The sequence below is a fragment of the Spongisporangium articulatum genome (assembly GCF_044465595.1).
In the GTDB taxonomy this organism is placed as follows: domain Bacteria; phylum Actinomycetota; class Actinomycetes; order Actinomycetales; family Kineosporiaceae; genus Spongisporangium; species Spongisporangium articulatum.
Window position 1 is genome coordinate 1,275,668 of record NZ_JBITLV010000001.1, and the last position, 13,429, is coordinate 1,289,096.

Annotated in this window: 14 protein-coding genes; 6 read left to right on the plus strand and 8 right to left on the minus strand. The window is 73.0% G+C overall.

Annotated features, from left to right (window positions below):
* Window positions 1-74 precede the first annotated feature (74 nt).
* The 5 genes from ACIB24_RS06045 to phoU form a co-directional block, all read right to left on the minus strand.
* Window positions 75-2,795: an ABC transporter permease gene (locus tag ACIB24_RS06045; protein ID WP_398276588.1), complete on the minus strand. Its 2,721-nt coding sequence runs from the start codon at window positions 2,793-2,795 to the stop codon at window positions 75-77.
* The gene (locus ACIB24_RS06050) at window positions 2,795-3,556 is read right to left on the minus strand and encodes an ABC transporter ATP-binding protein (protein ID WP_398276591.1); all 762 of its coding nucleotides are present in this window, start codon (window positions 3,554-3,556) and stop codon (window positions 2,795-2,797) included. The genes ACIB24_RS06045 and ACIB24_RS06050 overlap by 1 nt, the downstream gene beginning before the upstream one ends.
* A gap of 60 nt (window positions 3,557-3,616) precedes the next feature.
* Window positions 3,617-4,366, minus strand: a complete 750-nt coding sequence (locus tag ACIB24_RS06055; RefSeq protein ID WP_398276594.1) for a response regulator — start codon at window positions 4,364-4,366, stop codon at window positions 3,617-3,619.
* Window positions 4,363-5,571 carry a sensor histidine kinase gene (locus tag ACIB24_RS06060; protein ID WP_398276597.1) on the minus strand — a complete coding sequence of 403 codons (1,209 nt, stop codon included), beginning with the start codon at window positions 5,569-5,571 and terminating at the stop codon, window positions 4,363-4,365. The genes ACIB24_RS06055 and ACIB24_RS06060 overlap by 4 nt, the downstream gene beginning before the upstream one ends.
* 64 nt (window positions 5,572-5,635) lie before the next feature.
* Complete coding sequence (gene phoU, locus ACIB24_RS06065) at window positions 5,636-6,319, minus strand: phosphate signaling complex protein PhoU (RefSeq protein WP_398276600.1); 684 nt, start codon at window positions 6,317-6,319, stop codon at window positions 5,636-5,638.
* A 229-nt stretch (window positions 6,320-6,548) separates the two neighbouring features.
* Here phoU and ACIB24_RS06070 point away from each other — a divergent pair, with 229 nt between their 5' ends.
* Together ACIB24_RS06070 and ACIB24_RS06075 are read left to right on the plus strand one after the other, a co-directional pair.
* Window positions 6,549-7,727 carry a sensor histidine kinase gene (locus ACIB24_RS06070; RefSeq protein ID WP_398276793.1) on the plus strand — a complete coding sequence of 393 codons (1,179 nt, stop codon included), beginning with the start codon at window positions 6,549-6,551 and terminating at the stop codon, window positions 7,725-7,727.
* Window positions 7,724-8,422, plus strand: a complete 699-nt coding sequence (locus ACIB24_RS06075; RefSeq protein ID WP_398276603.1) for a response regulator — start codon at window positions 7,724-7,726, stop codon at window positions 8,420-8,422. Before ACIB24_RS06070 ends, ACIB24_RS06075 begins: the two co-directional genes overlap by 4 nt.
* Window positions 8,423-8,512: 90 nt before the next feature.
* Here ACIB24_RS06075 and ACIB24_RS06080 read toward each other — a convergent pair whose 3' ends face one another.
* Window positions 8,513-9,112: a hypothetical protein gene (locus ACIB24_RS06080; protein ID WP_398276606.1), complete on the minus strand. Its 600-nt coding sequence runs from the start codon at window positions 9,110-9,112 to the stop codon at window positions 8,513-8,515.
* Between the two features lie 357 nt (window positions 9,113-9,469).
* Between ACIB24_RS06080 and ACIB24_RS06085 the strand changes: the two genes are divergently transcribed.
* The 3 genes from ACIB24_RS06085 to ACIB24_RS06095 all read left to right on the plus strand — a co-directional run bounded on the left by ACIB24_RS06085 (window position 9,470) and on the right by ACIB24_RS06095 (window position 11,581).
* Window positions 9,470-9,952 carry a CarD family transcriptional regulator gene (locus tag ACIB24_RS06085; RefSeq protein WP_398276609.1) on the plus strand — a complete coding sequence of 161 codons (483 nt, stop codon included), beginning with the start codon at window positions 9,470-9,472 and terminating at the stop codon, window positions 9,950-9,952.
* Window positions 9,953-10,017: 65 nt separating this feature from the next.
* On the plus strand, window positions 10,018-11,235 hold the full coding sequence (locus ACIB24_RS06090) for a PIN/TRAM domain-containing protein (RefSeq protein ID WP_398276612.1): 1,218 nt from the start codon (window positions 10,018-10,020) through the stop codon (window positions 11,233-11,235).
* Between the two features lie 127 nt (window positions 11,236-11,362).
* Window positions 11,363-11,581: a hypothetical protein gene (locus tag ACIB24_RS06095; protein WP_398276615.1), complete on the plus strand. Its 219-nt coding sequence runs from the start codon at window positions 11,363-11,365 to the stop codon at window positions 11,579-11,581.
* On the opposite strand, the gene ACIB24_RS06100 is transcribed toward ACIB24_RS06095, so the two are convergent.
* Window positions 11,582-12,280, minus strand: a complete 699-nt coding sequence (locus ACIB24_RS06100; protein WP_398276796.1) for a 2-C-methyl-D-erythritol 4-phosphate cytidylyltransferase — start codon at window positions 12,278-12,280, stop codon at window positions 11,582-11,584. It abuts the gene before it with no gap.
* A 38-nt stretch (window positions 12,281-12,318) separates the two neighbouring features.
* Here ACIB24_RS06100 and ispF point away from each other — a divergent pair, with 38 nt between their 5' ends.
* Window positions 12,319-12,813: a 2-C-methyl-D-erythritol 2,4-cyclodiphosphate synthase gene (gene ispF / locus ACIB24_RS06105; RefSeq protein WP_398276618.1), complete on the plus strand. Its 495-nt coding sequence runs from the start codon at window positions 12,319-12,321 to the stop codon at window positions 12,811-12,813.
* Here the strand turns inward: ispF and ACIB24_RS06110 are convergent, their stop codons facing one another.
* Entirely contained in the window at window positions 12,814-13,428 is a 615-nt protein-coding gene (locus ACIB24_RS06110; RefSeq protein ID WP_398276621.1) for a hypothetical protein, read from the minus strand.
* Window position 13,429 lies beyond the last annotated feature (1 nt).

The window sequence follows — 13,429 nt, forward strand, 5'->3', positions numbered from 1 at the left end:
CGAACCTGCGTTTGCGCATGATCAACGCGGCCTTTCGCGTCGATCATGCGCAAACGCAGCATTGATGCGCCGGGTCAGGTGGTGGCCAGGGCCGCCACGGGGGAGGCCTTGGCGGCGCTGCGGCTCGGCAGCACCGAGGCCAGCAGGCCGGCCAGGAGCGCCACGAGGAGCACGAGACCCAGCTGCCACCAAGGGATCTGGAGCTCCAGCGTGGCGTACCCGCCGACCCCGTCACCCAGCACGGTCGTGGTGCCGACCCAGCCGTAGAGCACCCCGAGGACGATCCCGCAGGCCGCCCCGACCGCGGCCAGCACCATCCCCTCCAGGGCCAGGGTCCAGCGCAACTGCCGCCGGGTCAGCCCGATGGTCCGCAGCGTCGCCGACTCCCGGCGCCGCTCGATCACCGACAGGGACAGCGTGTTGGCCACGCCGACCACGGCGATCACCACCGAGATGCCGAGCAGCCCGAGCACCACCGCGAGGACCCCGTTGATCGCCTTGTCGTACTCGTCGCGCTCCACGACGGCGGACTCGACCGCCGGTACCGAACCGCTCGGCGTGGCCTTGGAGACCGCGTCGGTCACGTCCTCCGAGACGGTGGTCGGGTCGGCGTCCGGGTCGACCCGGAGGAAAGCCATCGAGGCCGCGGCCTGCGGTGCGATCTGCCGCAGCAGCTGCGGCGACATGATCGCCCACGCCTGGTTGTCGTCCAGGACGTACGCCACCCGGATGGGGCGCCAGGTGCCGTCGGAGGACTGCACCTGCAGGGTGGTCGGCCGCTCGCCTGAGCCGTCGGGGGAGAGGGTGGCGCCGGCCCCGACGACCACCTTGCCGTCGGCGAGCGCGTCGGCCACGGCCGCCGAGCGCAGCGCGACCCGGGCGTCCGCCACCGAGATGCCGATCGCGGTCGTCCCGTTCCCGCTCTCGGAGTCGTCACCCGCGTCACGGCGCAGGTTCACGGGCGCGCTGATCGGGATGCGGGCCGCCGTCACGCCGGAGACGCCCTCGACCGCCTTCACCTGGGCGGCGGTCAGCGCCGGGACGGGTTTCGAGGGGTCGGCCTGGTCGACCGATTGGACCAGGATGTCGGTCAGCAGGTTCGTGTCGAGCTGCGAGCTGAGCGAGGCCCGAGCACTGGCCGCCCCCGTGGCCATCATCGAGACCAGCGTGACCCCGATGAGCAGCGCGGTGGCGGTGGCCGCCGTCCGCCGGGGGTTGCGCACGCTGTTGGCCGCCGCGAGCCGCGCCGCGGGGGCGCCGCTGCGGGCCATCAGCCCGGAGACGCCGCCGGTCAGCCGGGGCACCCAGAAGACGCTCCCGAGCAGGACGCCGAGGAACGACACCGCCCCGCCGAGGATCCCGACCAGCAGCCCGGCCGCCGGGGCGCCCATCCGGCCGCCCACGACGCCGGCCGCCATGAGCAGCCCGCCGGACAGGATGAGCAGGATCGAGAAGGCCAGGCGCACCTTGCCGGCCCGCTCCCGCAACTGCGGACCGGCGTCCGGACGCAGCGCCGCCAGGGGGGCCACGCGGGTCGCCGCCCGGGCCGGGGCCAGCGACGCGAGCAGCGTGACGAGCGTGCCGACCAGGATCGGCAGCACGATCACCGGCCAGCCCGGAGTCACCGAACCCGGCAGCTGTTGCGCGACGTCGAATCGGCGCAGCACCTGCAGGGCCACCTGGGCCAGAGCGATACCGCCGAGCACGCCGACCACGGACGATCCGAGGCCCACCAGGAGCGCCTCGATCACCACCGACCGGCGCAGCTGCCGCTTCAGGGCCCCGACACAGCGCAGCAGCGCGAGCGTCTGGGTGCGCTGGGCGACCAGGACCTGGAACGTGTTGGCGATGACCATGGCCGCCACGATCATCGCGATCGAGGCGAACGCCAGCAGCACGACGGTGACGATGCGGGTGTCACCGGTGAGCGTGGCGACGTCCTCGTCCTGGGCCTCCTGCACCGTCCGGACCTGCGGGACCGGGGTGTCGTTCCCGTACGGGTTGGCCTTGCGGCCCAGGGCGTCGATGGCCTGCTGGGCGGCGGCCCGGACGGTCACCGGGTCGGCGCCGGGCGCGGTGCGGACCAGCGCCGAGTCGTAGACCAGCTGCACCGGCGGCCCCAACTCGTAGGTGCTCCAGGACTCCATCGTGGCCAGCGGCACCAGCCCCTGGCCACCGGTGCTGCGGAAGGCGCCCTTCGGATCGGCGGTCAGCCCCGAGACCGTGAGGGTGACGTCCTTGCGTGCCGCCTCGCGGCTCTGCTGCTGACCCTGCTTGTCCTTGTAGAACTCGGTCCGCACGAGTGTCTTCTCGACGTGCCCGCCGACGCCCACCCCCAGTCGCTCGGCCGCGGACTCGGGCAGGGCGATCTGGTCTCCGGTCGGCCACGCGCCCGTCACCAGCTTCTGCGGCTGCAGGGCCGGGTCGGCCACCAGCCCGGAAAGGGGCAGCGAGGCCAGGCCTTGCGGTCCCTTCAGGTCGCCCCAGGTGCTCAGACCCGCGCCGACCGAGGCGACCCCGGCGACCCGGGACACCGCCGTGAGCTGCCGCGGGCTGAGCTGTTCGTCGATCGCGAGGTCGGCCTGGGCGTACTTCGCGGAGACGGCGTTGCGGGCCGTCTCGCGCATGATCGTGCCGGACAGCAGCGTCGCCGCCACGAACGCGGCCCCGATCGCCACCGCGAGCCCGCCGGCCACCAGGCGGGGCAGGCTGAGCCGCATCTGACCGACCGCGAACCGGAACATGCTGCCGGAGAACGACTCCTGGACGGGTCGCTCGAAGGTGAGGCTGGACATCAGGCGTCCACCGTCCGCAGCGCGTCCAGCCCGGCGGCGACCGACTCGGGCGTCGGCTCGGCGATCTCGCCGGCGATCCGGCCGTCCGCGATCAGCACCACCCGCTGGGCGTAGGAGGCGGCCACGGCGTCGTGCGTGACCATGATGACGGTCCGGCCCAGCTCCCGCACCGAACGCCGCAGGAACTCCAGAACCTCTGCGCCGGAACGGGAGTCGAGGTTGCCGGTGGGTTCGTCGGCGAACACGACCTCGGGCTTGGTGATCAGCGCCCGGGCGATCGCGACCCGCTGCTGCTGCCCGCCGGACAGCTCGCTGGGCCGGTGGTCGAGCCGCGCGCCGAGGCCGAGGGTCTCGACCAGGGTGTCGAACCAGGCCCGGTCGAGCTTCCCGCCGGCCAGCATCAGCGGCAGCGTGATGTTCTGCTCGGCGGTGAACATCGGCAGCAGGTTGAAGGCCTGGAAGACGAACCCGATCCGCTCCCGGCGCAACAGGGTGGCCCGGGTGTCGTCGAGCGTCGTGAGTTCGGTGTCGCCGAGCCAGACCTGGCCCCGCGAGGCGGTGTCCAGGCCGGCCAGCAGGTGCATGAGGGTGGACTTGCCCGACCCGGAGGGCCCCATCAGCGCCGTGAAGGCGCCCGCCGCGAAGTCGATGTCCACCCCGGCCAGGGCCGCGACCGCGGCCTCCCCCTGCCCGTACGTCTTCGTCAGCCCCCGTGCGCGCACTGCCGGGGTGACGGTGTTGCCCAAGTCGTTGATTGTCACGGGTACGACGCTAGGGAGGTTCACAGGCTCGGCGCGTCGGCGCCGGGTCTGATCCGTGAGTCACGACTCGGAGTCGCCGTCATACCCAGGTCTGACCAGCCCGGCCTCGTAGGCCAGGACGACGGCCTGCACCCGGTCGCGCACGCCCAGCTTGGCCAGCACCCGGCCCACGTGGGTCTTGACGGTCGCCTCCGCGACGACCAGCTCGGCCTGGATCTCCCCGTTCGTGCGGCCGCGCGCCATCAGCAGCAGGACCTCGCGCTCGCGCTCGGTGAGCGACGCCAGAGCCGCCTCGACCTCCGGAGCCGGCCCGGCGGCGTCCGGCTGCTCCTGGTTCTGCTGGTTCTGCGGGCCGCCGCCCACGACCAGCGGCCCGGTCGGCAATCCGGCCACGAACTCGATCAACCGGCGCGTGCTGCTCGGCGCGATCACCGCGTCGCCCGCGTGCACGGTGCGGATCGCCGAGAGCATCTCCTCCGGCGGGGCGTCCTTCAGCAGGAACCCGCTGGCGCCGGCCTTGATCGCGCGCAGCACGTACTCGTCCAGGTCGAACGTCGTCAGCACGATGATCCGGGGCGGATCCGCAAGCCGGGCAAGCTCTTTCGTGGCCGTCAGGCCGTCGGTGCCGGGCATCCGGACGTCCATCAGGACGACGTCGGCCGGCACCTGCGTGAACGTCGAGACCGCGGCGTCCCCGTCGCCCGCCTCCGCCACCACGGTCAGGTCGGGCTGGGAGTCGATCACCATCCGGAACCCGGCCCGGACCAGCTGCTGGTCGTCGACCAGCCCGACCCTGATCGGCTCGCTCACGTCGCCTCGTCCTCCTCGGTCGCGCGGGGTGCGGGCAACGGCAGGTGCGCGTGGACGGCGAACCCGCCCCCCGCGCGCGGCCCCGCCGTCAGGGTGCCGTCGAACATCGCGGCCCGTTCGCGCATCCCCAGCACACCCTGCCCGGCCCCGTCGGAGCTCGCCGACGCGCCGCGCCCGTCGTCCGTGACCGTCAGGTCGACCCCGCCCGGGCTCCAGCGCAGCATCACGGTGACCGACGGGCCCGGCCCGGCGTGCTTCAGCACGTTGGTCAGGGCCTCCTGGCAGATCCGGTACAGGGTCAGCCCGACGCCGGGGGGCAGCGCCCGGGCCTGCCCGACCCGTACCAGGGAGATGGCCAGCCCGGCGTCCCGGGTCTTGCTGATCAGGGCGTCGAGGTCGGCGTCCACGGGTTGGGGGGCGAGTTCGGCCGGCGCGGCCTGCGGCACCCGCTCGCCGTCCGGGGGGCCGTCGCGGGTGCTGTCGGGGGTGCGCAGCACGCCGAGGATCGCGCGCATGTCCGCGAGCGCGGCCCGTCCGGTCTCGGCGATCACCGACAACGACCGGACGGCGGCCGCCGGGTCGTGCGCGCCCGCGTACCGGCCGCCGTCGGCCTGGGCGATGATCACCGACAGGCTGTGCGCCACGACGTCGTGCATCTCGCGGGCGATCCGGGCCCGCTCGGTGGCCGTCGCGATGGCCGCCTGCTGCCGGTTCTCGCGTTCCAGCCGCTCGGCGCGCTCGTGCAGGGCCTCGAGCTGCTGCACCCGGATCCGGCGGACCAGGCCGAGCGCCCAGGCGGCGACGGAGCTCGTGGTCAGCACCACGTACACCGTGACGGCGACCGTGCCGCTGTCCTGGCGCCACATCAGGACCGCGGAGGCGGCGCTGCCGACCAGCGCGCCGGCGATGGCGACCACGTGCGCCGTCCGCTGCCCGTAGACGGTCACCGAGTAGAGGGCGACCAGCACGGCGACGTCCGCCAGCTGCAGCTGCCGGCCGAGGGCCAGCTGCAGCAGCCCGGCCGTGAAGACCGCGACCGCGCTGCCGGTGGGCCAGACCCGGCGGGCGGCCAGGGGCAGGACCAGCAGCGCCGACAGCCAGGAGGTGTCCGCCCCCAGGCCGAAACCGCCGACCAGCACGCAACCGAGCAGGACGACCGCCAGACCGGCGTCGACCACCAGCTGCTGCGCCCGCCGGTCACTCACGGCGACGATTGTCGCGCTGCGGAGCGGCCCGGCGCGTCAGACCACGGGTGGAAGTCGGGTGACTTCAGCTTCCCTGGGCGGGCTGGGTCGGGATCGGGTCGCCGTGACCCACCCGTTCGCCGGTGACCAGGAAGACGACCCGCCGCGCGACGGCGACCGCGTGGTCGGCGTAGCGCTCGTAGTACCGACCGCACAGCGTGATGTCGATGGCGCCCTCGACGCCGTGCGCCCAGTCGGGGGCCAGGAGCTTGGCGAACAGGCTGCGGTGCAGCTGGTCCATCTCGTCGTCGTCGGTCTCCAGCTCCTCCACCAGGGCGATGTCGCGGCTGGCGATCACGGAACCGGTCTTCATGACCAGCGTCTCGGCGATCTGGCCCATCTGCAGGATGGTGGCGCGCAGCTCGGGCGGGATGGCCGAGTTCGGGTAGCGCAGGCGGGCCACCTTGGCGATGTGCCGGGCCAGGTCGCCCATCCGCTCCAGGTCGGCGCTCATCCGCAGGGCGGCGACGAGGACGCGCAGGTCGGTGGCCACCGGCGCCTGCCGGGCGAGCAGCACCAGGGCGCGTTCCTCCAGGCCGGCCTGCAGGTCGTCGACCTGCTCGTCGGCGGTGATCACGCTCTCGGCCAGGACCAGGTCGGCGTCCAGCAGGGCCGTGGTGGCGCGGCTCATCGCGGAGCCGACCAGGCGGGTCATCTCCACGAGATCGTCGTTGACCGACTGCAGGTCGGTCTCGAACTGGTCACGCATGCCGAAAGACACCCTTTCCGTCCCCATTCATGAGCTTCGAGCAGTCGATACCGCGCCGAGGAGCCCGGCGAACGGACATGGCGCGAGGAGGCGCGCCCGGGGGAACCGTCGCAGCGCCCTGTGAACGAAGTCCGGCCAGCGGGTGAACACGACTGAAAGGCTTGTTCCTCCTGGTCATGGGGGTCTGACCCGGAGGCCCGCGCAGCTTACGCTGATCCACGTGGACGTGATGACGGCGCTCGCTGCTGCCCTCGTGGGGCTCCTGGCCGGTGTCGCCGTGGGGGTCGCCCTCAGCCGGCTCAGCGGGCGGCAGCCGACCCGACCGGTCGCCCCCGCTCCGGTCGACCCGCTGCCGCCGGGGGTGGCCGACGTCCTCAACGTCCTGCGCTCGGCGTCCGTCGTGCTCGACGGCAACGGGAACCTGGTCAAGACCAGCCCGGCCGCGCACGCCTTCGGCCTGGTGCGCGGGCTCGACCTGGCGCACGCCGAGCTGCGCCGGATGGTCTCCGAGGCCACGACCCTCGGCCTGGTCCGCGAGCGCGAACTGGAGCTGCCCCTCGGGCCGCTGGGCCGCGAGACGCTGGTCGTGTTCGTCCGGGTGGCCCCGCTGACCCCCGATCTGACCCTGCTGCTGGTCGAGGACCGCACCGAGGCCAAGCGGGTGGAGGACGTGCGCCGCGACTTCGTCGCCAACGTCAGCCACGAGCTCAAGACGCCGATCGGTGCGCTCAGCCTGCTCGCCGAGGCGGTGACCGACGCCGCGGACGACGCCGGCGCCGTCCGGCACTTCGCCAAGCGGATGATGCGCGAGTCCAGCCGGCTCGGCCTGCTCGTGCAGGAGATCATCGACCTGTCCCGCCTGCAGGTGGCCGGGGCCCTGGAGTCGCCCGAGCCGGTCGAGCTGGACGACGTGCTCGCCGAGGCCGTCGACCGCTGCCGGACGGCCGCCGCCGCCAAGAACATCGACGTGGTGGTCGCGGCCGACCGGGACGCGGTCGTCTACGGCGACCACAGCCTGCTCGTGACGGCGGTGCGCAACCTGGTCGACAACGCCATCTCCTACTCCGAGCAGGACACCCGGGTCTCCGTGGTCGTGCGCCGCGCCGACGGGATCGTCGAGGTCGCGGTCAGCGACCAGGGCATCGGTATCGCCGCCGCGGACCAGGAACGGATCTTCGAGCGGTTCTACCGGACCGACCCGGCCCGGTCCCGGGCCACCGGCGGTACGGGCCTCGGCCTGAGCATCGTCAAGCACGTGGCGGCCAACCACGGGGGTGAGGTCACCGTCTGGAGCGTGCCCAACCAGGGCTCGACCTTCACGCTTCGGCTGCCGGAGAGTGTGCAGCCGATCGGACCCGGCATCCCCGCGCCGTCGTCCGAACCCGAACTGAGAGGAGTGACCCCGTGACCCGGATCCTGGTGGTGGAGGACGAGGAGTCGTTCAGCGACCCCCTGTCCTACCTGCTGCGTCGCGAGGGGTACGAGGTTGCCGTCGCCGAGGACGGCCCGAGCGCGCTGGTCGAGTTCGACCGCAACGGGGCCGACCTGGTGCTGCTGGACCTGATGCTGCCCAACCTGCCCGGCACCGAGGTGTGCCGGCAGCTGCGCAACCGCAGCAGCGTCCCGGTCATCATGCTGACCGCCAAGGACAGCGAGATCGACAAGGTCGTGGGCCTCGAGCTTGGCGCCGACGACTACGTGACCAAGCCCTACTCGGCGCGCGAACTGGTGGCCCGGGTCCGCGCCGTGCTGCGCCGCGGCACGGAGGCCGAGCCGGCGTCGATCAACACCATCGAGGTTGGCCCGGTCCGGATGGACGTCGAGCGGCACGTCGTGACCGTGGACGGCGAGCCGGTCTCCATGCCGCTCAAGGAGTTCGAGCTGCTGGAGATGCTGCTGCGCAACGCCGGTCGCGTGCTGACCCGGATGCAGCTGATCGACCGGGTCTGGGGTTCCGACTACGTCGGCGACACCAAGACCCTCGACGTCCACGTGAAGCGGCTGCGCGGCAAGTTGGAGCCCGACCCGGCCAACCCGCGCTTCCTGGTCACCGTGCGCGGTCTGGGCTACAAGTTCAGCGACCGCGCCGACCTCGCAGTCTGAGTCGCGCGTGGTCGTGATCAAGGAATCCACTCGCAGTAGCGGGTGGTGAGCTCACCGCCCGGCCCGAGTGGATTCCTTGATCACGACCGATCAGGGGGCGGTCGTCGCCGAAGCCTCGGCGGAGGCGCTCGGGGCGCCGGACGGGGACGTCGTCGCCGACGCCCGCGGCTTGCGCGTCACCGACGGCTCGGGGGACGCCGTCAGGCCCGCGTAGTACAGCGTGGGGCGCACGATCGGGACGACGAGGTCCGTCGCGCCCGTGGCGGTGGTGGCCGCGCTGAGGGTCATCTCGGCGCCCGGCACCTCGGCCAGCTGCGGGAGCGGCATCGACGTGTCCTGGTCGGGACCGATCCGGGCGATGCCGTGCGCGGGCACGACGACCACGGTCTCGCCCGGCTGGGCGGTGCTGCCCGGGTCCGCGGTGAGGCTCAGCTGGACCTGCTGGTCGCCGCCGTTGATGACCGCGCCGACGACCTCGGCGGGCTGGTCCTTGGCGGTGCCGACCACCAGGAAGTTCGACAGGGTCAGGCTGGTGTCGGGCAGCTTCACGGTGGTGCCGTCGGCGGCCGCGTAGGGGGTACGGATCGTCGCGGGGGAGTTGAGCGACGCGCAGCCGGCGAGGCCGAGTACGCCTACGGCGACGACTGCGGTCGGCCCGGCCAGACGGGCGGCGGAACGGGAGCGCTTCACGGCGCTGGCCTCCTGCTTTCTCGTGCACGTCCGGTGCAGCGGTACCCCACCCGTCTCACTCGTCCGGGTGAGCGGGGGCAGCCTACCGGGCACCGGTCGGCCGGTTGTGCGACCCCCCGTCGGCGGGGCCGTGACGCCCGTCGCCGCAGGTCACCGGGTGCGTCCGTGGCGCCCCGCCGTGGCCCGGGTCACCTCATGATCGTCACGCAGAGCAGTGTGTCCGGCACACGCTGTCCCCCGTGGCGCACTCTGGGCGACCGGGCGTCATGGCTCTGACCTGCACAAACGTTCACGCTTGACTGGTCGGGGGCCGTGCACGCGTGGTAACCTGATTACCGGGAAAGGGGAAACTTACACATGGCTTTCACGGTCGGCGAGACTGTCGTTTACCCGCATCACGGTGCCGCGCTCATCGAAGAGATCAAGACCCGCGTAATCAAGGGCGAGGAGAAGCAGTACCTCGTCCTGAAGGTAGCCCAGGGGGATCTGACCATCGAGGTGCCGGCGCAGAACGTCGACCTGGTGGGTGTCCGCGACGTGGTCGGCCAGGAAGGCCTGGACAAGGTCTTCGAGGTGCTGCGCGCCCCCTACGCGGAGGAGCCGACCAACTGGTCCCGCCGCTACAAGGCCAACCTCGAGAAGCTCGCCTCGGGCGACGTCATCAAGGTGGCCGAGGTGGTTCGTGACCTCTGGCGTCGTGACCAGGACCGCGGCCTGTCCGCCGGCGAGAAGCGCATGCTGGCGAAGGCGCGTCAGATCCTTGTGTCGGAGCTCGCACTTGCCGAACACACCAACGAGGACAAGGCAGAGGCCCTGCTGAACGAGGTCCTCGCGTCCTGACCCCGCCCGGTCGCGGGGTCACCCGCGTTCGGAGGTGTTCGGTGGTCGGCGACGGTGTTGAGCGCGTGCCCGGGTCAACCCGGCGCGAGCCCGTGATGCCTGCTGTGGTCGTCGAACTGCTGCGGCTGTGCGTGGTCATGTTCTTGGCCGGGCTCGGCTACCTGCTGGGCACCCAGATCGCTCCCGACGGGGAGATGCTGGGCCCGCTGGACGGCGTCACCGCCGGCATCGTGCTCGGCGCCGCGCTGGGCTACGTGTTCGGCGGGGTGGTCGCCCGGCTCACCGGGCGCACCCTGCAGGAGGCGGAGCAGTTGTTCCGCCAGCGCTCGATCGAGCAGATCCTGGCCGGGATGGTCGGGGCCGTCATCGGCATCCTGTTCACGGCCGGTCTGCTGTGGCCGGTTCTGCTGCTCGGCCCCGCCCTGATCACGCTGCCCATCTTCGTGTTCGGCTGTGTGGCCGTCGGGACGCTCGGCCACCGGGTCGGCAGCGCCCGCCGCGACGACCTGATCGCGGTCCTCGGGCCGCGGGCCGGTCTGGCCGGCAAGGGCGTCGACGAACCGGCCCGCCTCCTGGACACGTCCGTGGCCATCGACGCGCGGATCGTGGACGTCGTGCGGGCGGGCTTCCTGCGCGGCCCGATCGTCGTCCCCCAGCCGGTGCTGGACGAGCTGCGGGGCCTGGCCGACTCCGCCGACGACCTGCGCCGGGCCAAGGGCAGGCGCGGTCTCGACGCCCTGGAGGCGCTCGGCCGGGAGAAGGGCGTCACCGTCGAGGTGATCGGGGACGAAGCGATGGAGCTGCCGGAGGTGGACGCCAAGCTGGTGCGCATCGCCCTCGACCGCGGCATCGCCCTGCTCACCCTCGACTCGGGGCTGGCCAAGGCGGCCGGGCTGGCCGGGTGCCGGGTGATGAACCTGCACGCGCTCTCGCTGGCGCTGCGCCCGCCCGTCTCCGCCGGTGACGACGTCACGGTGCTGCTCACCCGGGTGGGCAAGGAGGCCGGTCAGGCCGTCGGTTACCTGGACGACGGCACGATGGTGGTCGTCGAAGGGGCCCGGGAGCTGCTCGGCGCGAGCGTCCCGGTGGTGGTGAGCAGCGTGATGACCACCGCCAACGGGCGCCTGGTGTTCGCGAAGCGCGCGCCCGCCGAGACCCCGGCCGGGCCGCGGGCCGGGACGCGGGCCGAGGGCGCCGTCCCACCCAAGCCGCGCGTCCCCGCTCCTGCCCCCGCTGCTGCCCCCGCTGCTACCCCCGGCCCGTCGCCGGCCCGTCCGGCATGAGCCAGTCGTCGGCCGGAACCGGCCCCACCGGAGGATCCGCGACCGAATCGGTCGCCATGGTCGGCTCGATCCGGCTCATGGCGACCATTCCGGTCGCAGATGCCGGGTCGCGGGCCACGAGGTGCTCATGAGTCGTCAGCTTCGGATCGGCGTCGCCCCCGTCACGGACACCCTGAAGCGCGTCGCCCCCGACGGCACCGTGCTGGGCACCGCGGACCGCGATCAGCACCGGCTGCTGGTCGGCCCGGTGGAGGGCGCCCCGGAGGTCTGGGACGACGTCCCGCACGAGGTGGCGGCGAAGCTGCACGCCCTCGGCTACGAGATCCGCCCCCTCCCCAGTGCATGATCACGAACCAAGAGCGCGCAGCAGGTCCTCGGCGCGGGACAGGTCGGGGGCGAAGGTGACCTTCAGGTTGTCCGCGTGGCCGGGCACCGACACCACCCGGACGCCGGGCACGCCCTCGAGCGCGGAGGCCGTGTCCGTGCCCTCGGTCCCGGCGGCGGTCGCCGCGTCGTAGGCCGTCAGCAGCGGCCCCGCCCGGAAGGCCTGCGGGGTCTGGACGGCGTGCAGCGCCTCGACCGGCGGGACCAGCCGCCCGTCGGGGGCGAACCGCCAGGCCCGCGGTTCCGGCACGGTGGGCACCGCGCCGCCGTGCACCCGGGCCACGGTGATGACCTCGGCCAGCAGTGCGGCCCCGGCCAGGGGACGCGCCCCGTCGTGGATCGCCACCACATCGATCTCGCCGGCATCGATCCGCGCCCGCAGCAGGTCCAGCGCCGCCTGCTCGGACCGGTGCCGGGTGTCCCCGCCGTGGACTACCTCGACCGACCCCGACGGCAGGCCCGCGGCCGAGACCGCGGCGGCGGCGTCGTCCTCCTCGCCCGGCCGGATCACCAGTACCACCGGACCGACCTCGGGCACCTCCGCCGTCCAGGCCAGCGACCAGGCGATCACGGGTCTTCCGGCCACGGGCAGGTAGACCTTGTTGGACGCCGCGCCGAACCGGCTGCCGCTGCCGCCGGCCAGGACCACGAATGCCGCCATCGCCACGAGGGCCGAGTCTGGCAGACACAATGACCCCCATGACGAACCTGCCCCGTACCGGCATCGGCGTCGACGTGCACGCCTACGCCGCCCCCGGCGCGGACCGCGAGCTGTGGCTGGCGGGGCTGCACTGGCCCGGTGAGACGGGGCTCGACGGGCACTCCGACGCCGACGTCGCCGCCCACGCGGCGTGCGACGCGCTGCTGTCCGCGGCCGGGCTGGCCGACCTGGGGGCCCAGTTCGGCACCGCGCAGCCCGAGTGGGCCGGGGCCTCGGGGACGACGTTGCTCGCCGAGACCGCGCGCCGCGTCCGGGCCGCGGGGTTCGAGATCGGCAACGTCGCGGTGCAGGTGATCGGGAACCGGCCCAAGCTCGGGCCGCGCCGGGCCGAGGCCCAGGAGGCGCTGAGCGCGGCGTGCGGGGCGCCGGTCAGCGTCTCGGCCACCACGACCGACGGGCTCGGGCTGACCGGGCGCGGCGAGGGGGTCGCGGCGCTGGCCACCGCCCTGGTGGTCCGCCCCTCCTCGTCGTGATCATGCAGAAACGTCGGCCGTCGGCTCGCCGGGTGCCGGGACCGGACGTTTCTGCATGATCACGACCAGGGCGGCGACCGCGGCGCCCAGGCAGCCGAGCACCTCGTCGCCGAGGGTGTCGGTGTACGCGGTGTCGAGCTCGGTGCCGTGCCGGATGAAGGTGAACCACTCGCCGAGCTCCCAGCCGATGGCCAGCAGAGCCCCCAGCCCGGCCACGCACAGCCCGAGCGCCCATCGTGGCGCCACCCCGCCGGCGGCCAGCAGCAACCCGCAGCCCAGGCTCAGGAAGAACCAGTTCACGAAGTGGTTCGCGTCGTCCCACCAGGTCACGGTGTCGTACAGGTCGAACGTGTTGCCGGTGACGTCGACCAGGAACGGGACCATCACCCACGCGAACGCCGCCCACGGCAACGGGTCCGGCGAACCGGGCCTCGAGCGCCGGCGGGCGAGCGCGAAGACCGCCGGCAGCAGCAGCATCAGCACCGGATAGGCCACCAACCGGGACCCGAACGCCTTGCCCTCGAACTGGGGCAGGGTCGGCACGAAGGTGGCCACGGCCAGCTGCCCGACGGTGAGCACCAGCAGCAGGACGGCGACCGTACGAGCGCGTGGCATT

Excerpts from the sequence above, each read along its gene's own strand:
- ACIB24_RS06045 (WP_398276588.1), bottom strand. The coding sequence starts at position 2,795 with ATGTCCAGCCTCACCTTCGAGCGACCCGTCCAGGAGTCGTTCTCCGGC.
- phoU (WP_398276600.1), bottom strand. The coding sequence starts at position 6,319 with ATGCGTGACCAGTTCGAGACCGACCTGCAGTCGGTCAACGACGATCTC.
- ACIB24_RS06070 (WP_398276793.1), top strand. The coding sequence starts at position 6,549 with ATGACGGCGCTCGCTGCTGCCCTCGTGGGGCTCCTGGCCGGTGTCGCC.
- ACIB24_RS06085 (WP_398276609.1), top strand. The coding sequence starts at position 9,470 with ATGGCTTTCACGGTCGGCGAGACTGTCGTTTACCCGCATCACGGTGCC.
- ACIB24_RS06095 (WP_398276615.1), top strand. The coding sequence starts at position 11,363 with ATGAGTCGTCAGCTTCGGATCGGCGTCGCCCCCGTCACGGACACCCTG.
- ACIB24_RS06100 (WP_398276796.1), bottom strand. The coding sequence starts at position 12,280 with ATGGCGGCATTCGTGGTCCTGGCCGGCGGCAGCGGCAGCCGGTTCGGC.
- ispF (WP_398276618.1), top strand. The coding sequence starts at position 12,319 with ATGACGAACCTGCCCCGTACCGGCATCGGCGTCGACGTGCACGCCTAC.
- ACIB24_RS06110 (WP_398276621.1), bottom strand. The coding sequence starts at position 13,428 with ATGCCACGCGCTCGTACGGTCGCCGTCCTGCTGCTGGTGCTCACCGTC.